The organism is Zafaria cholistanensis, assembly GCF_008580665.1.
Lineage (GTDB): Bacteria > Actinomycetota > Actinomycetes > Actinomycetales > Micrococcaceae > Zafaria > Zafaria cholistanensis.
Genome location: NZ_BKDJ01000001.1, coordinates 236,735 through 257,286, shown reverse-complemented (window position 1 = coordinate 257,286; position 20,552 = coordinate 236,735). Strand labels below are relative to the sequence as shown.

General features: G+C 72.3%; 13 protein-coding genes. 1 reads left to right on the top strand and 12 read right to left on the bottom strand.

The window, feature by feature from the left end; all coding sequences use genetic code 11:
* The first annotated feature begins 154 nt into the window (after positions 1–154).
* The gene (gene cpaB / locus NCCP_RS01230; protein WP_172627248.1) at positions 155–769 is read left to right on the top strand and encodes a Flp pilus assembly protein CpaB; all 615 of its coding nucleotides are present in this window, start codon (positions 155–157) and stop codon (positions 767–769) included.
* A gap of 26 nt (positions 770–795) precedes the next feature.
* On the opposite strand, the gene NCCP_RS01225 is transcribed toward cpaB, so the two are convergent.
* From NCCP_RS01225 to NCCP_RS01170, 12 genes are all read right to left on the bottom strand, one after another.
* A complete protein-coding gene (locus tag NCCP_RS01225) occupies positions 796–4,953 on the bottom strand; it encodes a DUF4011 domain-containing protein (RefSeq protein ID WP_225873604.1) in 4,158 nt (1,385 codons plus the stop codon).
* A 225-nt stretch (positions 4,954–5,178) separates the two neighbouring features.
* Entirely contained in the window at positions 5,179–6,765 is a 1,587-nt protein-coding gene (guaA, locus tag NCCP_RS01220; RefSeq protein ID WP_149955269.1) for a glutamine-hydrolyzing GMP synthase, read from the bottom strand.
* Positions 6,766–6,828: 63 nt separating this feature from the next.
* Entirely contained in the window at positions 6,829–7,980 is a 1,152-nt protein-coding gene (locus NCCP_RS01215; protein WP_149955268.1) for an AI-2E family transporter, read from the bottom strand.
* Positions 7,981–8,101: 121 nt separating this feature from the next.
* Entirely contained in the window at positions 8,102–8,569 is a 468-nt protein-coding gene (locus NCCP_RS01210; RefSeq protein ID WP_149955267.1) for a DUF3817 domain-containing protein, read from the bottom strand.
* Positions 8,566–9,384, bottom strand: a complete 819-nt coding sequence (locus tag NCCP_RS01205) for an SURF1 family protein (RefSeq protein ID WP_225873603.1) — start codon at positions 9,382–9,384, stop codon at positions 8,566–8,568. The genes NCCP_RS01210 and NCCP_RS01205 overlap by 4 nt, the downstream gene beginning before the upstream one ends.
* Before the next feature lie 120 nt (positions 9,385–9,504).
* Positions 9,505–11,283, bottom strand: coding sequence for a glycerol-3-phosphate dehydrogenase/oxidase (locus tag NCCP_RS01200; RefSeq protein WP_149955266.1), 1,779 nt, complete (start codon positions 11,281–11,283; stop codon positions 9,505–9,507).
* Between the two features lie 5 nt (positions 11,284–11,288).
* Complete coding sequence (locus NCCP_RS01195; RefSeq protein ID WP_149955265.1) at positions 11,289–12,437, bottom strand: GuaB3 family IMP dehydrogenase-related protein; 1,149 nt, start codon at positions 12,435–12,437, stop codon at positions 11,289–11,291.
* Between the two features lie 103 nt (positions 12,438–12,540).
* Positions 12,541–13,476, bottom strand: a complete 936-nt coding sequence (locus NCCP_RS01190) for a class I SAM-dependent methyltransferase (protein WP_149955264.1) — start codon at positions 13,474–13,476, stop codon at positions 12,541–12,543.
* 37 nt (positions 13,477–13,513) lie between these two features.
* Positions 13,514–14,737, bottom strand: coding sequence for a BtrH N-terminal domain-containing protein (locus NCCP_RS01185; RefSeq protein WP_149955263.1), 1,224 nt, complete (start codon positions 14,735–14,737; stop codon positions 13,514–13,516).
* 117 nt (positions 14,738–14,854) lie between these two features.
* Positions 14,855–16,360 (bottom strand): IMP dehydrogenase, encoded by a 1,506-nt coding sequence (gene guaB, locus NCCP_RS01180; RefSeq protein ID WP_149955262.1) that lies wholly within the window; start codon positions 16,358–16,360, stop codon positions 14,855–14,857.
* A gap of 144 nt (positions 16,361–16,504) precedes the next feature.
* Complete coding sequence (locus NCCP_RS01175; RefSeq protein ID WP_149955261.1) at positions 16,505–18,202, bottom strand: glycoside hydrolase family 10-like protein; 1,698 nt, start codon at positions 18,200–18,202, stop codon at positions 16,505–16,507.
* Between the two features lie 48 nt (positions 18,203–18,250).
* Positions 18,251–20,272 (bottom strand): acyltransferase family protein, encoded by a 2,022-nt coding sequence (locus tag NCCP_RS01170; protein WP_149955260.1) that lies wholly within the window; start codon positions 20,270–20,272, stop codon positions 18,251–18,253.
* Positions 20,273–20,552 lie beyond the last annotated feature (280 nt).

Sequence of the window (20,552 nt, the reverse complement as noted above, 5' to 3'; positions counted from 1 at the left end):
TGTGGGCGGCCTTTCGCATGCCCGGCATGCGGTAGTGGGAGGCATGCGCAAACCGCCCCGCACACATCCCGGCCCCCGCGTACATTCCGGCCCCCGCCCCGGCCCGCGCCCTGTCCGGTTGCGGGAGGCGCCCCACCGGAAAAGCTGGCGCGAGGTGCTGGCGTTGTACCGCCGGCCGCTGGCCGCCTGCCTGGCGGCGCTGTCCGTCGCCTGCGCCCTGTCGGCCCTCGCTCCCCAGCACGTGCCCACCCGTGCGGTGGTGGTTGCGGCGCGGGACCTCCCGGCCGGGCAGGCCATCGCCGCCTCCGACCTTACGCAGCGGGTGCTTGCCTCCCAGGCGCTGCCGCCGGACGTGGCCGGCCATGCGGGCGAGGTCGTCGGCCGGCGCCTGGCCGTGCCGCTGCGGTCGGGCTCGCCCGTGGCGCTGGCCTCCCTGGTGGGGCCGGGACTGCTCACCGGCACCCCGCCGGGCACGGTGGCCGTACCGGTCCGCCCCAGCGATGCGGAAACGGTCTCGCTGCTCTCCCCCGGCCAGCTTGTCGATGTGGTGCTGAGCACCGGAAACGGCTACGAGCAGCCGGTCGAGTCCACGGTGATCGCCTCGGCCCTGCCGGTGCTGTGGACCGGGGATACGGCGTCCGACGGCGGTTGGCTGGGCGGGGAAGGTCCGGCCAGCATGGTGGTGCTTGCGGCCTCCGCAGCGGAATCGGCCGCGCTGGCCGGCGCCCCCGGCCGGGGCCGGATCTTCCTGGTCCTGGTGGCGGGATAGGCCCTGCCCGGCCCGGCTGAAGTGGCCTAGCCCCAGTGCGGCGGACGCTGTTCCCGCAGCCAGCGGTCGCGGTCATCGCCCCGCTCGCCCCAGGCGCGCGGTTCGTCCTCGGTGGCCAGCCGCGGCACCACGCTGTCCACGGGTCCCCCCGCGGAACGGCGCCCGCTCCCCTGCGGCAGCGTTGCCCCGGCGCCGACCAGTTCCGACTCCCCGGCTCCCGAAGCCCCGCTTTCGGACGGCCGGGCCTTCAGCCCCGCGCCGGCGGCACCCTCCGGCACGGCCACCGGGCCTGCTGCCCGCGCCCCGCCCCGGGCAGGACTGGCCTGCCCGGCATTCTGCGCGGCCTCCGGGGCAGCACCGTGCGCGCTGTCCTGCGCGGCGTCTTGCCGCTGCGGCTCGGGGAGGGTGCGGGTGGGGGCGGATTCGGCCCGGCGCGGGCCTCCGCTGCGGTTGCCTGCCATGGCGTCCTCCTTGGGGTTGTCCTGCACCCCATTGTCCTGCACCCCATTGTCCGCCGGTTCCCGGGCAGGATCGACCGCGGGCAACCCCAGGTGGGCGGCAAGGGTGTTGGCGATCGCGCCGGGGTCGCTGAACACATCGATGGTCCACAGCGGAATGTAGCGCCAGCCCATGGCTTCCAGCTGCTGGGGGCGCAACCGGCTGCGCTCGCGCACGGTCATGCTCCGGTAGGCCTCGGTTCCGTCAGAAACCACCGCCAGCGGGGGGTGGTTGCCGGCCGCATCGACGTCGGCGGCCTGGGCCGCGAGGTCCAGCACTCCCCGGTAGTGCTGGGCCACGGTGGCCCCCCGCCGGGCAAGCCGGTTCATCAGGTCCGCGACCAGCGGGTCCTTCAGGGGCGTGCCTTCGCCCTCCACCCCGGAGTCCCCGGAGAGCACCCGGCCGGCCAGCTCCAGGAAGCGGCGGGCGCCGCCGCCGACCCGGTCGAGGTCGACGTCGGAGGGCAGGACGCCGGTGACCAGTTGCAGCAGGTCGCGCGAACGGGTGACGCCGGTGACAAACAGCTCGTCGCCGCGGGCCCCGGAGAGCGGGCCGAAGTCGTGCAGGGCCTTGCCGTGCGGGGTGCGCCCGTAGCCCAGGGTGAAAATCACGGCGTCGCGGACCAGCCCGTGGGCGCGTTCGACGGAGGACACCTGGAACGGCTCGTCGGTGCGCTTGAAGAAGTCCGCGGCCCAGGGGAAGTTGGGCAGCTGCAGGCGGATGGCCTCGGCAATCCGGGCCGCATGGCGCTGGTTGGAGGCGATGACGGCCAGCGAACGGTTGGGGCGCCGGCGGATGTGCCCGAAGACCAGGTCGGCGACGCGGTTCACCTCGGCGACGGTGGTTTCGATGCCTTCGCCGCCCTCGGGCAGGGCGGTACCGTCGGCGACATACTCCACCGACAGGGAGGGGGTCCCCCCGCTCATGGCCCGTGCCGCGGGCAGGCGGCGCAGCGAGCCGTCGTAGTACGCCCGGCCCAGGGCCTCGGTCAGGCCCTCGTCGACTCCACGGTAGACGGTGCCCAGCCGGCGCAGGGGCAGCACCCCCGTCAGCGCGGTGAAGGTGCTCGCCGGCGGGGCCGGTTCGCGGGTGGAGGCCGTGGGGTCGACCGAGACGTTGAAGCCGCGCGGGGAACCGAGCATGGAGTCGCCGAACGCGACCACCTGGCGGGAGCGGCTGATCGAGCCGAGGGCGGAGCGCAGCGACAGGGCGTCGGCATCAAGCAGGATCACCGCGTCGAAGTCGATGTCCGCCGGCACGGCGGCCGGAATCAGCAGCGGGGCCCCAATCCAGATCGGGACCAGGGAATTGACCAGCGCAGAGCCGAGCTGCCCCAGCCCCCGCAGCGTGGGTTCCCCGTCCTTGAGCATGGCGCGCAGCTCGCGCGAGGCGGCGCGGTGGTCGGCCAGGGCCCCCTTCCAGCGCTTGGCCAGCAGCCACCGCAGGCGGGAGGCTCCGGAGGCGATGTGGGTATTGTCGGCCAGGCGGTACTCGGCTTCTAGCCGGCGCAGGCGCGCGCCGTCGGACATGGCGAGGTAGTCGTCGCCGCTGATCATCGCTTCGAGCGCGGACTGCCACCAGGCCAGTTCCAGCTCGTTGCCCACCAGCTCCGGGGCGACCTCGCGCTCGGCAAGGTCCTCCATGAGTTCGCTCAGGCCCTGCTCGCGCAACTGCTCCTGAAGCAGGGTGCGCTCGGGCAGCGAGACAAGGGTTTCCTTCCCGGCGACCAGCTCCCGGAGCCGGGAGAGCATCGTCTCCAGCGGAAGCCGCGGCAGCGCTTCCCGCTCGGGCGCGGGCGCCAGGAGGTCCACGAGCCGTTCCAGCCGCGCCTCGGCGTCGCGGTAGGCCGCGCTCAGCTCGGCCAGCCCGATTGGCACCTGCGGATGCCGCTGGCTGGTGGCGTAGCGGGCCCACTGCCCGCGCTGGCGCTGCACGGCCTGCAGCGCCTGGTGCAGGTCGGCGATGTGCACGCCCGGACGCACATATTCCTTGGCCACCCGGCGCAGACGGGAACGGGTGATCGAGCTCATCTCGACCCCGCGCTCGCGCCTCCACTGGGCGGGCGCGGTGGCGTTGATCAGGTCGTCCACGTCGTGGTCGAAGATGTCGGGCTCAAACCGGTCCAGGCTGCCGCGGACGGCCAGCAGCAGGTCCAGCTGCTCGCCCCACTCGGCGAAGCTTTCGCCCAGCTTGATCTCCGAGTGCGCGGCGACCTTGAGGATCTGCTCGTGCAGGGGCGGAAGGTCGGCGGCCAGGGACTCGGAGATCTCCAGGGCGTATTCGGTCTCGCGGCGGTTGCGCAGGCGTGCCCCGTGCCAGGGGCTCGTCGCGGCGGCGCGGCTGAACCCGCCCAGCTCGGCGGCGCGGCGCAGCTTGGCCCCGGTCTCCTCCCGGCTGGTGATGTTGTCCAGGACGCTGCGCTTGAGCCGCACGGTGGTGGCAGGGGCGGGGTCGAGGGCGGTCAGGCGGGCCAGCTCCTGCATGGCTTCGTAGGGCGAGCAGGCCCACCGCGCACGGACGTTATGCAGGGAACGCACGTGGTCCAGCAGCGCGTGGCGGTGGCCGGTGAGCGTGGCGTGCAGCTTGTACAGCTGGGGCTCGGTGGCGCGTTCGTTGCGCAGGATGGCGCGGGTGAGCTGGCTGCGCAGCTCCTCGGGCCCGGTCTCGGGCGACAGGCGCAGGGCCAGGCTGTCCAGCCCGAGTTCGGCGAGGCGCCCCACCAGGCCGTCGGCGGTCGCCCGCCGTTCGGCCACCACGAGCACCCGCTTGCCCTGCCCGGCAAGGATGGCCGCGGCGTTCACCGCGGTCTGGGTCTGGCCGGTCCCCGGCGGGCTGGAGACCACTACCGACTCCCCGGCTTCGACGAGGTCCAGGACCTCCTGCTGGGTGCCGTCGGCATCCAGGACCAGCAGTTCGTCGGCGGGGTCGCGCTCGTCGCTGCTGAGCACGGTGACCTCGGGTTCGGGCACCTCCACCGGCCGCCCGGCGGCCGCGTCCAGCAGCCGGGAGATGACGGGGTGGCGCACGTCCAGGCGGGCCGGGTCGGCGGGGTCGTTGAGGTCGGCGAAGGTGGAGAGCAGCAGCCGGTGCTCGATCACCGCGCCCCGCACGTCCGCGACGTCCCGGCGCAGCGAGTCCATGGCCAGGCGGGGATCGAAGCGGGCCGTCGCGTAGGCGGAGGAGCGCAGCGCCTCGGCGTCGATGGAGACACCGTGCACCTCGCGGAAGTAGCGGACCAGCGCGGGGTTGACCTCGGCCCGTCCGGTGAGCTGGATCTCGTAATCGTCCTGGCCTTCGCGCAGCGCCAGCGAAATGCGCCCCAGCATCACGGGGGCGCTGAACTGCTCGCTGCGTCCGTCCTGGGTGGCGCGCCAGGTGGCCAGGCCGGCGGCCAGGTAGCCGACGTCGATCCCGCGGTCCTCGGAGAGCTCCTCGATCTTGGCGCGCAGGGCGCGCGCGGCGCGGCGGCCCACGGCGTACTGCTCCTGGTCGCGCAGCAGGGTGGAGAGGCGGGTGCGGCGTCCGGCCAGGAACTGGGCCAGCCCCGACGGGTGGGCATGGGTGAGGTCGATGCTGTTGGAGGAGGATCCGGCGAACCGCAGGAGGGTGTCCGTCCCGGCCCCGGGACCCAGCTTCTCCAGCCATGCGGACAGCTCCGCGGCTCCGCCTTCCCGAGTACCGTCCACGTGAACACATCCCTTCCCTGTTGTCGCCCCGCCGTCGCGCAACTTGTCGTTCCGCAGGCGACGTCTCGCCCCCGGACCCTACCTAACCTAGCCGAAAGCGGCCCCGCAGTGGCTGACCGCAACGCGCAGGCGCCGGGACCGGGCCGTGGGCGGAACCACGGCAAAGGGGAGGGACCGAAGCCCCTCCCCCGCCTTACGGGCGTTCCGCGCCGCAGCGCCGGACGCCTACTCCCACTCGATCGTTCCCGGCGGCTTGCTGGTCACGTCGAGGACCACGCGGTTGACGCCGTCGACTTCGTTGGTGATCCGGTTCGAGACCCGGGCCAGCAGGTCGTACGGCAGCCGCGACCAGTCGGCCGTCATCGCGTCCTCGGAGGACACCGGACGCAGCACGATCGGGTGCCCGTAGGTGCGGCCGTCGCCCTGGACGCCCACCGAACGGACATCGGCCAGCAGCACGACCGGCATCTGCCAGACGTCGTTGTCCAGGCCGGCCGCGGTCAGCTCGGCGCGGGCGATCGCGTCGGCCTTGCGCAGCAGCTCCAGGCGCTCCTCGTTGACGGCACCGATGATGCGGATGCCCAGGCCCGGGCCCGGGAACGGCTGGCGCTGGACGATCTCCGCCGGCAGGCCCAGCTGGGCGCCCACGGCACGCACCTCGTCCTTGAACAGGGTGCGCAGCGGCTCGATCAGCTCGAACTGCATGTCCTCGGGCAGGCCGCCGACGTTGTGGTGGCTCTTGATGTTGGCCGCGCCCTCGCCGCCGCCGGATTCCACGACGTCGGGGTAGAGCGTGCCCTGGACCAGGAAGCGGACCGGCTCGCCGGTCTCCGCGGCCTCGGCCATGATGGCGGCCTCGGCAGCCTCGAACGCGCGGATGAACTCGCGGCCGATGATCTTGCGCTTGGTCTCCGGGTCGGTGACGCCCTCGAGGGCGCTGAGGAAGCGCTCCTGCTCGTCGGCGACGTAGAGCTTGGCGCCGGTGGCGGCGACGAAGTCCTTCTCCACCTGTTCGGCCTCACCCTCGCGGAGCAGGCCGTGGTTGACGAACACGCAGGTGAGCTGGTCGCCGATGGCGCGCTGGACCAGGGCCGCGGCAACGGCGGAGTCCACGCCGCCGGAGAGGCCGCAGATGGCGCGGCCGGTGCCGACCTGCTCGCGGATCCGCTGGACCTGCTCTTCGACGATGTTCCCGGTGGTCCAGTCGGGCTTCAGGCCCGCGCCCTCGAAGAGGAAGTTCTCCAGGACCTTCTGGCCAAAGTTGGAGTGCTTCACCTCCGGGTGCCACTGGACGCCGAAGAGGCGCTTGGCCTCGTTGGCGAAGGCCGCAACGGGTGCTCCGGCGGTGGAGGCCAGGACCTCGAACCCTTCCGGGGCCGAGCTGACGGCGTCGCCGTGGCTCATCCAGACGTTCTGGTGGTCCGGGATGCCCGCCAGGATCGACTTCGCGCCGGCCGTTGCGGTGGCGTCGGTGGCGCCGTACTCGCGCAGGCCGGTCCGGGCCACCGTGCCGCCGAGCGCGTTCGCCATGGCCTGGAAGCCGTAGCAGATGCCGAAGACCGGCACCCCGGCCTCGAACAGGTCGGCGCCGACGCGCGGCGCGCCGTCGGCGTACACGCTGGAAGGTCCTCCGGAGAGGATGATCGCGGCCGGTTTCTTGGCCAGGATCTGCTCGGTGGTGAGGGTGTGCGGGACGATCTCCGAGTACACGTTGGCTTCGCGTACGCGGCGGGCAATGAGCTGCGCGTACTGGGCCCCGTAGTCGACGACCAGAACCGGCTGGTGCTCTGGGGGGGTGGCTTGGTTGGTCACGGGCTCCAGTTTAGTCGCCCGCCGGACCGCGGCGCACCTTGGGGCTCCCGGACGTGACGCACCCTACGACGCCGGGCCCGGAGCGGCGTCCGGCGCGCCCTCCACTTCCCCGGCATCCCCTGCCGCCAGGCCCGTCCCGGCCTGCGCGGGAGGCTCCCGCCAGACCTTGAGCACGGCCCACGCCACGGCGGTGACCGGCACGGCCAGCACCGCTCCAGCGATTCCGGCCAGGACGACGCCGGCGGCCAGCGCCAGCAGGATGACCAGCCCGTGCAGGCGCAGGGTGCGTCCCATGACCAGGGGCTGCAGGACGTCGCCGTCCAACTGGTTCACCGCGACCACGACGGCCACCACGATCAGCGCGACCACGGGCCCGTTGGCGACCAGCGCCACCAGGGCCGCGAAGATGCCCGTCAGCGTGGCCCCGACCATCGGCACGAAGCCGCCCAGGAAGACCAGCACCGCCAGCGGCAGCGCCAGCGGGACCCGCAGCAGCAGCAGCGCCACGCCGATGGCCAGGGCGTCCACGAAGGCAACGACAGCCGTGCCGTGCACGTACTTGCCCAGCACCTCGAGGGCGCGCTGGCCCGCGCGGTGCATCCTGTCCCGGCGGGTGCCCTCGAACCCGCGCAGGAAGAAGGACCAGATCCGGTCCCCGTCCTTGAGGAAGTAGAACAGCACCACGGCGCACAGCAACCCGCCGGTGACCACTTCCGCGGCCGCGGAGATGCCGGAGAGCGCACCGAGGCCGAACTGCCGGCTGCCGGCGAAGCCCACCAGCGCCGCCACCGCCTGGTCGATGGCGGCCTGGTCAACCTGCAGCGGCCCGTCCTCCAGCAGCGCGCGCAGCTCCTCCCAGCCGGCGATGGCGGAGGCGACGAGTTCGTCCCATTCGCTGCGCACCGCGAAAACCAGCGCGGTGATGATTCCGCCCAGCACCAGCACCGCGGCCAGGAAGGTCGTCCAGGTGGCCAGGCCGGGGCGCAGGCCGCGGCGGCGCAGTGCGGCCACCACGGGGCTGAGCGCGGCGGAGAGGATGAGGGCGATCATCAGGGGGATGACCACAAGTTTCAGCTGGATCAGCCCGTAGACGGCCACAGACACGGCCGTCAGCACCAGCAGCAGCTGCGCGGCCCGGGTCGCCGAGCGGCCCAGCGGGTCCGCCCAGGGGCCCGCCCCGGGTTTGGGGGAAGCCCAGTGCGGGGATCGTGCCATCGTCGCGGCTCCTTCGTCGGCAGTACCCGGGGCGGGCCGTTCTCCACCCTGCACACCCAATCCTGCACCCCGGGGGCCGGACGCCCAAGCCCTGCGGGCCCGGACGGCCCGGGGCCGGCCGTCAGTAGCGCTTGGCGGCCTGGGGGTGGGCGGCGAGCTCGCGCTCGACCTCCTTGTGGACCTTGGCCTCCATGATGAAGGACAGTGCCGGCACCACCCCGCCCAGGGCAATCGTGACGAAACGGGTGAACGGCCAGCGCATGAGGCTCCACAGCCGGAAGTCGGCAATGAGGTAGATGACGTACATCCAGCCGTGCACGATCAGGACGGCGGTGGAGAGGTTGAAGCCGCCCTCGAAGGAATCGGCGGGCAGGAATCCCAGGCCGTTGGAGGCACCGTCGGCACCGGTGCCGCCCAGGACGATCTCGGTGCCGTAGCCGTACTTTGCGACCATCTCCACCACCACCAGCAGCAGCATCACGCCGGTCGCGTAGGCCAGGACCTTGTACAGCCTGGCTGCGCTGCGGATCTGGGCGGGGGTGCCGGCGAAGCGGCGCTTCTTCTGGGCGGGTGCGGTCTGCTCGGTCATGGCTGTTCCTTTTCCGGGATGGTCTGCTGGGTGTCCTGCCCCTGTGCCCCGCGCAGGGCCTCGGCGGCGTCCTCGAGGTCCTCCTGCTGGCGCCGGTAGTCGTCGGCGACCAGGCGGTACCAGAGGAACACCGCGAAGCCGGCGAAGACCACCCACTCGATGCCGTAGAACACGTTCAGCCAGTTAATCTGCTGCTGCTGCGGCTGGGGGCCCACATAGACCGGTTCCAGGCCGGTGGTGGCGGCCCCGGCGTCGGCTCCGGCCCCGGTGGCCACGTCGAAGGCGACCACGAAGCCGCTGTAGGCGGGCACGTCCCACAGGTTGATCAGCTGGGCGGTGGAGACCGCCCCCAGTGCTCCGGCCGGGGATTCGTCGAGGGGCGATTCGGTGGGCAGCAGCCGCCCGGTCAGGTCCAGCTGTCCGGACGGGGCGTCCCGGGGCGTGGAGGCGTCGGCCTGCCAGCCGCGCACCACGGCGATGGTTTCCCCGTTCGGGGCTCCGTCCACGGCGAAGGGCGCCACCACCCAGTACCCCTTCTCGCCCTGCTGGAGCCTGTCGCGGACCAGGACCTGCCGGCCGGGCAGGAACCGGCCGCTGGCGGTGACGATCTGGTCGGCCTGGAAGCCCATCATCTCCTCGAGCGGGCGGATGTGGCCGGTCAGCGGGACCGCGGTCTCGGTGGTGCCCGGCGGCGGCGGGGCTGCGGTCTGGGACCGGTCGAACTGCCACTGGCTCAGGAGGACGAAGCCCGAAGCCACGAGGAGCGCTCCCAGCAGGGCAAGGATCCATTGGGGCTTCAGGGCGGTTTTCAGCACCCTTTAACGGTACTTCGGACGGGCCCGGTTCGACGAACCGGCCCCTGCGGACCCGACCCCTGCGGACCCGGCCCCCGCGGACCCGACCCCCGCGGCCCGGGTCGGGTGGACCCCCGGCCGCTAGTCCCGCACGGGAACGATGTCCTCGACGTTCATCCGGGTCCGGTCCGCGGAGACGTCGTCGGGCTGTTCCTGGCTGGCCCGTTCGGCCTCGACGCGGGCCAGGTAGTGGCGCACCTCGCGCTCGACCTGCGCCGCGCTCCACCCCAGCAGCGGCGCCATGAGCCGGGCCACCTCCGGGGCGGCGGACACGCCACGGTCCCAGGACTCGATGGAGATGCGGGTGCGCCGGGTGAGGACGTCGTGGATGTGCCGGGCCCCCTCGTGGGTGGTGGCGTAGACGGCCTCGGCGGCCAGGTAGTCGTCGGCGCCGGGCAGCGGCCGGGCCAGTTCGGGGTCGGCGGAGATGAGCGCGAGCACGTCGCGGGCCAGCGACCCGTACCGGCCCAGCAGGTGCTCGACGCGCGCCACATGGACCCCGGCCGCACGGGCCATCCGGTGCCTGCTGTTCCAGGCCGCCTTGTACCCCTCGGCCCCGAGCAGCGGGATGTCCGCTGTGCACGACGGCGGGACCTGGAGGTCCATCGCGCGCACCGCCTCGTCCACGGCGTCGCGGGCCATCACGCGATAGGTGGTGTACTTGCCGCCGGCGACCACCACGAGCCCGGGCACCGGGTGGGCCACCACGTGCTCGCGCGAGAGTTTGGCGGTGGAGTCCGACTCCCCGGCCAGCAGGGGGCGCAGTCCGGCGTAGACGCCTTCGACGTCCTCGCGGGTCAGCGGCCGCTTGAGCACCCGGTTCACGTGCTCCAGCAGGTAGTCGATGTCCCGGCTCGAGGCCGCCGGATGGGCCTTGTCCAGGGCCCATTCGGTGTCCGTGGTGCCGATAATCCAGTGCCGTCCCCACGGGATGACGAACAGCACGGACTTCTCGGTGCGCAGGATCAGGCCCACCGTGGACTGGAACCGGTCCCGCGGGACCACCAGGTGGATGCCCTTGGAGGCCCGGACCTTCAGCTGCCCGCGGTCGGTGACCATGGCCTGGGTCTCGTCGGTCCACACGCCGGTCGCGTTGAGCACCTGCCGGGCGCGGACGTCGAACTCCTCGCCGGTCTCCTGGTCCTGGACCCGGGCTCCGACCACGCGTTCGCCCTCGCGGAGGAAGCTCACGGCCTTCACCCGGTTGGCGGCCCACGCCCCGTACTTCGCGGCGGTGCGCACCGCGTCCACGACCAGACGCGCGTCGTCCACCTGCGCGTCGTAGTAGCGGATGGACCCCACGAACGCCTCGTCTTTGAGCGAGGGGGCGCTGCGCAGCGTGGCGCGGCGGGAGAGGTGCTTGTGGAAGGGGACGCCGCGGCCGTGGCCGGAGGCCAGGGACAGCGCGTCGTACAGCGCCACCCCGGCGCCCACGTAGGCGCGTTCGGCGAAGCGCCCGGTCAGCGGGTAGAGGAAGGGCACCGGGCGGACCAGGTGCGGGGCAATCCGTTCGATCAGCAGCCCGCGCTCCTGCAGCGCCTCGCGGACGAGCGCGAAGTCGAGCATCTCCAGGTAGCGCAGCCCGCCGTGGATCAGCTTGGAGGAGCGCGAGGAGGTCCCGGCGGCCCAGTCGCGCGCCTCGACGATCGCCACGTCCAGCCCGCGGGTGGCCGCGTCGAGCGCGGCCCCGGCCCCGACGACCCCGCCGCCGACGATCAGGAGGTCCAGCTCCTGCCCGCCCGCCGCGGCGGTGCCCCTCATCGCCTCCAGGGAGGCGGCACGGAACGCGGGACCCAGCTGGCCGGTGTGCTGGTCACCGGCCCGGCCGCCTGCCTGGGCACCCGCCGCGTTCCGTGCCATGGGCGTCAGACGGACTCGTACGGGGACACGACCACATCGACCCGCTGGAACTCCTTGAGGTCCGAGTAGCCGGTGGTCGCCATCGACCGGCGCAGCGCGCCGATGAGGTTGGACGTGCCGTTGGTGTGGCTGGAGGGGCCGAAAAGCACCTGCTTCATGGGGCCCACGGTGCCCACGTAGGCGCGGTCCCCGCGCGGGGAGGTCTCGTGGTGCGCCTCCGCGCCCCAGTGCCAGCCCTGCCCGGGGGCCTCGTTGGCACGGGCCAGCGCGGTCCCCAGCATGACGGCGTCCGCGCCCATGGCGACAGCCTTGACGATGTCGCCGCTGGTGCCCATGCCGCCGTCGGCGATCACGTGCACGTAGCGTCCGCCGGACTCGTCCAGGTAGTCGCGGCGGGCCGCGGCGACATCGGAGATCGCGGTGGCCATCGGGGCGTGGATGCCCAGCTGGCGGCGGGTGGTGCCGGTGGCTCCCCCGCCGAACCCGACCAGGACGCCGGCCGCGCCGGTGCGCATCAGGTGCAGGGCCGGGGTGTAGCCGGCGGCGCCGCCGACGATCACCGGAACGTCGAGTTCGTAGATGAACTGCTTCAGGTTCAGCGGTTCGGTGGTCTTGGAGACGTGCTCGGCGGAGACAGTGGTGCCGCGGATCACGAAGATGTCGACGCCGGCGGCGACGACGGTCTTGTAGTGCTCCTGGGTGCGCTGCGGGGTGAGCGCGCCGGCCACGGTGACGCCCGCGTCGCGGATCTCGGCCAGGCGGGAGGTGATCAGCTCCGGCTGGATGGGTGCCGAGTACAGCTCCTGCAGGCGCCTGGTCACTGCGGGGCTGAAGTGCGCCCCATCCTGCGCGGCTTCGAGGGCAACGATCTCGGCCAGCACCGGACGGGGGTCCTCGTAGCGGGTCCACAGGCCTTCCAGGTTCAGCACGCCCAGCCCGCCGAGCCGGCCCAGCGCGATCGCGCTCTCCGGGCTCATCACCGAGTCCATGGGCGCGCCAACGATCGGGGTGGAGAACTGGTACGCGTCGATCTGCCAGTTGACCGAGACGTCCCGGGGATCGCGGGTCCGGCGGTTGGGGACGATCGCCACGTCGTCCAGGGAGTAGGCCCGCAGTCCGCGCTTTCCGCGCCCGATTTCAATCTCGTAAGTCACCGGCCCAGCTTATCAGCGCCCTCCGGGCGGTTTTCCGTCAAGCGCGGGGCAGCAGGGTCCCTGCGTGTCGACGAAGTCGACACGAAAGGGCCTGCCCCGCGTGCTACCGGCCCGCGCGCCGGGCGACGATCACGGTGGGCGCCAGCACCCCCGAGGCAATGGCCCGGCGCAGGTTGGCCAGGCGCCGTCCCATGTCCGGGCCCATCACCACTTCCGGGCCCAGCGGAGCCTCCGCGCCCGCGGGGGCCTCAGCGCCCTGCGGCGCCCCTGCCGCGGCGCGGGCGGGCGCCCGGTCGAGGAAGGCGAGCGCCTCCGCGCTGCGGTCACGGGTGCTGTCCACCGCGAAGCCCGCCCCGGCGAGCGCGGCGTCGTACTGGACCACGGTGCGCACGAACGAGTCCCCGGCCGCCGCGGCCCACGGCATCGGGTACTCGGGCGCGTCCCCGTCCCGCGCCATGATGTCGTAGATGGCGAAGACTCCCTGCGGGTGCAGCACGCGCGAGGCCTCGGCGAACACGCGCGCCTTGTCCGCGACGTTCATGCCCACGTGGATCAGCGTGACGGCGTCAAAGGCCCCGGCCTCCAGCCGGCTGTCGGCGGCGCTGGCCCGGGTGACGGTGATCGCGCTGGAGAGCCCGCAGCGCTCGTTCAGTTCGGCGGAGAGGTCCACGAACTCGGGGGTGACGTCCACCGCGTGGACCACGGCCCCGTGCCTGCCGGCGAAGATCCGGGCCGGCCCGCACAGGCCCGAACCGAAGTCCGCCACCCGGGTGCCGGCGCCGATCCCGGCGTCGTGCACGATCTCCTCGGTAGCCTCGACCCCTCCGGTGTGCAGCTGGTCCAGCGGCACCAGGTCCGCGGCGCTGAGGTTGTCCGGGTCCTTGCCGGCGCCGCGCAGGGCGGCGAAGACGCGCTCGCGCAGCGTCCCGGAGGAGTAGTGGTCGACGACGGCCTGGACAGATCCCATGGTGTCCTCCACAGCTGGTTGCTCCACGGCGCGGCACACCTGCACGGCGGTGTGCACGGTTCCTGCCTTCATGCTAGGACGGTGCCCGCACCCCGCCAACCCCGGGGCGTCAGCCGGTCGCCGCGGCCAGCGCCACGGCCAGCCCGCGGGCGGCGGCCTCTTCGGCGTCGGCCAGTTCCTCGACCAGGTCCGCCAGGCGCGCGAAGTGCGCGGCCCGCTCCCCCACCGCCACCGCCGGATCCACCGCGGCGGCGAGCGCGTCCCACCGCGGGGCCAGGGCCCGGTAGGCCCCGGCCGGCTCCGCCAGCGGGGCCAGGCCCGGCAGCGCGGAGGCCTCCGCGAGGAAGTCGGCGTAGAGGCCGCGCAGGCCCCCGCTGCCGGAGAAGCGGTTGGAGGTGAGGAACCCGGCCAGCTGGGCCATGCCGTCCCGCAGCCGTGCCTCGTCGGCGAACATCGCCGTCCAGCCCTTTTTGGTGGTGGTGTCGCGCAGCCGGTCGGCCCAGGTGCGCATCCCGGCCACGCCGAAGTTCTTGGCGAAGTGGGCGGGGATCCCCTCCAGCTCGCGGGTTCCCAGCAGCCTGCCGGTGGTCTGTCCGACCGCCTCCAGGACGTTCAGCCGCAGCACCTTCACGCGCGGGCTGAGCGCCTGCGGGGCCCAGGCGGAGAAGTGCTTGTCCTTCCTGCCGGCGCGCCGGGCGGCGGCCAGCTGCTCCGGGGAGATCAGCTGCAGGGCACCGGATCCGTCGTCCACCAGGTAGTCGTCCCCGTGCTCGCCCACCACGGCGATGTCCAGCGAGTCGCTTTCCTCCACGGCCTCCCCGTCCACCCACGGCAGGGCCGCGTGGGTGACGCGCACGACGACGGCGCGGCCGGCGTCGAGCCCCGCGTCCAGGTGCTCCTGGGCCTGCTTTGCGCTGTTGGTGGTGCGCTGGGTGACCGGCACCCCGCAGCGGGCGAGCAGGTTGGCCGTGTATGGCTCGGGGTGGGCCCGGGTCACCACGGTCACGGTGGTGGTTTCGGCGTATTCGAAGGTGAACACCATGAAGCCGATGCCGCCGGCGAGCCCGGCCAGCAGGGCCTGGCTGAGCGGCTGGCCGGTGACCGGGTGGGTGACCCCGGCCTGGGTGAGCACGCGGTGCCACAGCCCGGCGTCGTACTGCACGACGCCGGCCGGCGCCGGGTACTCGGGCAGTTCGGCCTCCTCGACGAAGCCCGTCCCGGCCTGCTGGGCCTTGGGTGCGTTCATGAGCTTCCTGCGCGCCGTGGTGTAGGACTCCCCCGTCTTGGCCATGCGCTCGCGGACCATCTTCTTGAGCTGTTTGGGCTGGGGCATGGGAACTCTTTCCTGTGGTGGTCGCTGGTGCGTGGGGGCGTCCGGCCGGGGCCGCAACGGACGGAACCCCCCTGCCGGGGACCGAGGTCCCGGAAGGAGGGTTCCGCGCCGGCGACGCTAGCGCGAACGGTAGTTCGGCGCCTCGACGGTCATCATGATGTCGTGCGGGTGGGACTCCTTGAGCCCGGCCGCGGTGATGCGGACGAACTTGCCGCGGGCCTTCAGCTCCGGGATGGTGCGCCCGCCCACGTAGAACATGGTCTGGCGCAGCCCGCCGACCAGCTGGTGGGCGACGGCGGAGAGCGGGCCGCGGTAGGGCACCTGCCCCTCGATGCCCTCGGGGATCAGCTTCTCGTTGGAGGGCACGTCCGACTGGAAGTAGCGGTCCTTGGAGTAGGAGGTGTTCTTGCCCCGGGTCTCCATGGCGCCCAGGGAGCCCATGCCGCGGTAGGCCTTGAACTGCTTGCCGTTCATGAACACCAGGTCGCCCGGGGACTCGGCGGTGCCGGCCAGCAGGGAGCCGAGCATCACGGAGTCGGCGCCGGCCACCAGGGCCTTGCCGATGTCGCCGGAGTACTGCAGGCCGCCGTCGGCGATGACGGGCACGCCCGCCGGGATCGCGGCCTTGGCGGCCTCGTAGATGGCGGTGACCTGCGGGACGCCGACGCCGGCGACGATGCGGGTGGTGCAGATGGAGCCCGGGCCGACGCCGACCTTGATCGCGTCCGCGCCGGCATCGATCAGTGCCTGCGCCCCCTCGCGGGTGGCCGCCTGGCCGCCGATGACATCCACGTGCGCGGCCTTCGGGTCCTTCTTCAGGCGGGCGATCATGTCCAGCACGCCCTGGGAGTGGCCGTTGGCGGTGTCCACCACCAGCACGTCGACCCCGGCCTCGACCAGGGCCATCGCCCGGTCGTAGCCCTCGCCGAAGAAGCCCACGGCCGCGCCCACGCGGAGCCTGCCGTCCTCGTCCTTGGTGGCGTTGGGGTACTGCTCGGCCTTGTCGAAGTCCTTGACGGTGATCAGGCCCTGGAGGACCCCGGCGTCGTCGACCAGCGGCAGCTTCTCGATGCGGTGCTTGCCCAGCAGGTGCACGACCTCGTCCCGGGAGACACCGACCTTGGCGGTGATCAGCGGCATCGGGGTCATCTTCTCGTAGACCTTGGTGGTCAGGAACTCCGAGTAGGGCACGAACCGGGTGTCGCGGTTGGTGATGATGCCCAAAAGCTTCTTGTCCCCGTCGACCACGGGCAGGCCGGAGACCCGGTAGTGCGCGCAGAGGTCGTCGAGTTCCTTCAGCGTGGCGTCCGGGCTGATGGTCACCGGGTCGGTGATCATCCCGGATTCGCTGCGCTTGACCTGGTCCACATGGTTGGCCTGGTCCTCGATGGAGAGGTTGCGGTGGATGATGCCGATGCCGCCCTGGCGGGCCAGCGCGATCGCCATCGGGGCCTCAGTGACGGTGTCCATGGCGGCCGAAAGCAGCGGGATGTTGATGTTGATCCGCTTGGTCAGCCGCGTGGTGGTGTCCGCCTCCGACGGGATGACATCCGTCGGGCCGGGCAGCAGAAGGACGTCGTCGTAGGTCAGTCCTTCAAAGGCGAACGGGTTGAACTCGGTCACGGGGGGCCTTTCGCACGAGGGGGTTTCGTACCATCCTAGAACGCGCTCCCCGGTTGCGGCATTCCGGCCCTTCCTTACTGTGCCCAACGCCACTGTGCCCCACCCCGGCGGCGGGATGGCGCGGGGGCGCGGGAAGGGCACCGCTCAGGCGCGGATGAAGATGCACGTGGCGTTGGCGGAGTCGATGCCCGTCCGGCTGACCGACTGGATCATGTACCAGCAGGTGCGCCCCGGCGTGGCCCCGGTGTCCAGCCAGCTCTGAGTGCCGGAGGTGCGCCGGAGCACCGCGCGCAGGTGGGTGGCGGTGGACTGGATGTGGGGAACCACGGAGCCGGTGGATTCCCAGCGCCAGATCGCGATCAGCGTGGGATCCTCGCCGGCGGTGCCGGAGGTCCAGGTCAGCCGGACGCCGGCGCCCTCGCGGACCGCGGACTTGATCACGGGCGTGGCGGGACGTCCGGCGTTCAGCCGCGGAAACGGAACCGGCAGGGCCGGGCGGGCGTAGTGCCTGGCCGCCAGGATGCCGATCGCGTTGAGCCTGTTCGCCCGGAACGCGGTGGTGTTGTAGAAACAGTGCCCCCGCACCGCCGGGACGCCGCGGGCCTTGGTGAGGTGGTCGCGCAGTTCGTGGGGGTCCCGCCAGGCGGCCGGGGACGGGTCCCCGGCCTTGTAGGCGGCCTCGCCGGTGTAGAGCTTCACCGCGGTTCCGGCCACCTGCCGGGCCCACCAGTCGACCAGCACGTTGTAGTCGGCCACCGGATACCCCTGGTGCCAGTAGAGCTGCGGGGTGATGTAGTCCACCCAGCCCTCCCTGACCCACTTCCTGCTGTCCGCGTAGAGGGCCGAGTAGGATTCCAGCCCGCTGGTTGCGGACCCGAGGCTGCTGGAGGAGGAGTTCCGCCAGATCCCGAAGGGGCTGATCCCGAACGCGACCCGCGGCTTGGCGGCCTTGAGCGCCGCCCTGGTGTCCCGGATGAAGACGTCGATGTTGTTGCGCCTCCAGCCGGCGACCGAGGTGAAGGCCCCCTTGTGGGCGGCATAGGCCGCGGCGTCGGGGATGGCTTGGCCCGCCACCGGGTAGGGATAGAAGTAGTCGTCGAAGTGGATGCCGTCGACGTCGTAGTTCCTGACCAGGTCCACCACCACCGAGCGGATGAAGTTGCGCACCGCGGGAAGGCCTGGGTTGTAGTAGCGCCTGCCGCCGTAGGCGAAGCTCCACGCGGGGTGCTTCCGGGCCGGGTGCGAGGACACCAGCGCATTCAGGTTGGTGTCCATGGCCACGCGGAACGGGTTGATCCAGGCGTGCAGCGCCAGCCCGCGCTTGTGGGCCTCGGAGACGGCGTAGGCCAGCGGGTCATAGCCGGGGTCCCTGCCCTGGGTGCCGGTCAGGTACCTGGACCAGGGCTCCCCCACCGTGGACCTCCACATGCGGTCGGCCGTGGGCCTGACCTGCAGCAGCACCGCGTTCAGTTGGCGCGAACGGGCCAGGTCCAGGATTGAGCGCAGCTCGGCCCGCTGCGCCGCGGCACTCAGCCCGGTCCTGGAGGGCCAGTCGATGTTGGCCACGCTGGCGGTCCACAAGCCGCGGAATTCGGCCCTGGGGTAGGTGGTGCTGGTGACCGTGTTGCGGCGGCTCACCGTGTAGACCCGGTTGCGCACGACGGCGGCCGGAACCGCGGCGTCCGCCCGCGCCCCGCCGGCGGACGCAGCCGCCCCGGCGAGTACGGCGGCGGCCAGCACCTCGCGGCGCGTGGGCTCCCAAGCGGGCCAGGCCGTCCCGGCGCTGGAGGCCTGGTTGCCCCTGGGCTGGTGCCCGCACCTGCTCCCGTGCGCGAATCCCATCGACGCACCTCCCCCCTTGCGCGGCACTCTATCCCGGGGCCCCGGCCGCTACCAGCCCAGGGCCGCCTTGAAGCGTTCCTCGAACACCGGGGAGGTCGTGGCCGTGTAGGTCTTGGACAGGTGGGACTGGTCGATGTACACCAGCACGTTGCCGATCACCGGGCGGCACAGCCGCTCGTCGCAGATCTGGTCGGTCAGGTCGAAGAAGCCCAGTCCGGCATGGGTCCGCCCGCCCTCCAGCGTGTCCTCCAATTCCTCCAGCGGCGATTGGGCGGCGATGACGGCGTCGCGCCCAACGGTGCAGGCGGCGGAGTCCGGGCCGTTCAGGTCCACGCACTCGGGGACCAGGAAATCGAAGCGTGGCGTGTCGCGCATCCCGGCGACGCGGATCCCGGCCTCCAGCCATGGCCCCACGCCCTCAAGGTAGCCCGGCACGACGCGTTCGGGCGCCCCGTGGGAAGCCGTCAGGGAGGCCAGCGTGAGCACTGCGTCGGGCCGGTGCTCCAACACGTAGGCGGAGGCGGCCGCGTTGAAGCCGTTGCAGGCGTCGTCGCGTTCGGGACTGTCCGCGCCAAAGCGGCAGCCGGGGCGGTGCACCATGACCACCAGCCAGCCGTTCCGCTCGGCCGCCGGACGCAGGGCGGGAATCCAGTGCTGGGCGTGGGAATCACCCACCACGAACACCGTCTTGCGGGCGCTCGCCGGATCCCCGGCCACGTAGCACTGTTCGATCCTGGGATCCACGGGAGCGTATTCCCCCTGGCACGGGCCGTCGAATTCCGCCCATTCAGCGTCCAGTTCGGTGGTGAGCGGGAGCACGGCCGCCGCGGGGCTCCCGCCGTACTCGAAGCCCGGACGCAACGCCTCCGCCCCGGGGTTGTCCTGCACCGTCTGGGTGGCAGCCATCCGCTCATAGGCGGCGACGCGTGCCTGCCATCCGCTGAGCGGGGCGGCGACCACCGCCATCAGGACGGCAATCACCAGGCCCAGCCGCCGGCGTCGCACCGTCGGCCAGCGCCATGAGCGCAGCGGGGTCTCCACCGCCTTCGTGGTGGCCCACGCCAGCGCCACGGAGAGGGCAACCACCGCGGCCCCGCCGGCCAATCCCGGGACGGCGGTGTGCCGGGTGGCCAGGTAGATGACCAGGATTGGCCAGTGCCACAGGTACAGGCCGTAGGAGATGTCCCCGAGACGGGTCAGCGGGCGGGCGGAGAGCAGCCGGTCGGGGCCGAAACGGCTGCCGGTGCCGCCGGCGGCGATGACCGCCGCGCCGGCCAGGGTGGGCCACAGCGCTATCCACCCGGGGAAGGACTGCTGCACCTGCAGCACGATTCCGCAGGAAAGCATCGCCCCCAGCCCGGCCCAGCCAAGCCCCACCCGCACGGCGGAGGGCAGCTTCGCGGCGTACGGAACTGCCAGGGCCAGCAGCGAGCCGAGCGCAAACTCCCACAGCCGGGCGCGCGTATCGAAGTAGGCCCAGGCCTGGTCCGCGGCGGTGGCCTGGATCGAATAGGCCAGCGATGCCGCGAAGATGGCCCCGAACGCGGCCGCCACCACTAGCCGGAACCCCGGTACCGGGACCCCGCGCCGGCGGGCCAACGCGCCCGCCCCGCGCCACAGCGCGGCGCAGGCGGCCAAAACCAGCGGCCAGAGGATGAACACCTGGCCCTGGATGGAGAGGGACCAAAAGTGCTGGAGGGGACTGGCGACAGAGTGGTCCGGAGCGTAGTAGTCGACCGCAGCGTCGGCGAGCGCCCAGTTCTGGACGTAGAAAAGGCTGGCCCAGGACTGGCTGAAAATCTCCGCCCAGCGGCTGCGCGGCAGCAGGTTAGCGGTGGCGGCGAGGACCGCCAGCAGGATCACGACGGCGGCCGGCAGCAGCCGCCGGAACAGGTTCAGCCAGTAGGAAGGCAACCTGAGCGGGCGTCCCGCCTCCACCTTGCGGACAAAGGATCCGGTCAGCAGGAACGCCGAGATGAGCAGGAAGACGTCTACCCCTCCGGAGACCCGGCCAAGCCATACGTGGTACACCACCACCATCAGCACGGCAAGGGCGCGCAGCCCCTGCACGTCCGGGCGGTACCCGGGCCTGGGGCCGCCCGCGGGACGGCCAGCGGCAGGGGTTTGGGGGGTGGCGGTTTTGGGGAGAGCGGTTTTTTGGGCAGGGTGTGCCGGGTCAAGGCGTGCCGGAGCAGGGCGTGTTGAAGCCACGTCGCGCACCTTCCGTGGTGGATCGGTCTTGTGTCGGTTCCCCGGCGGGCTGCCCCACCCCGAGCAGAAAATTTTACCAGCGGGGGGCGCTCCGGAAAGGCGCGGAAAGGTGCAACTGGTCACGTCCGGCGGGGCCGAT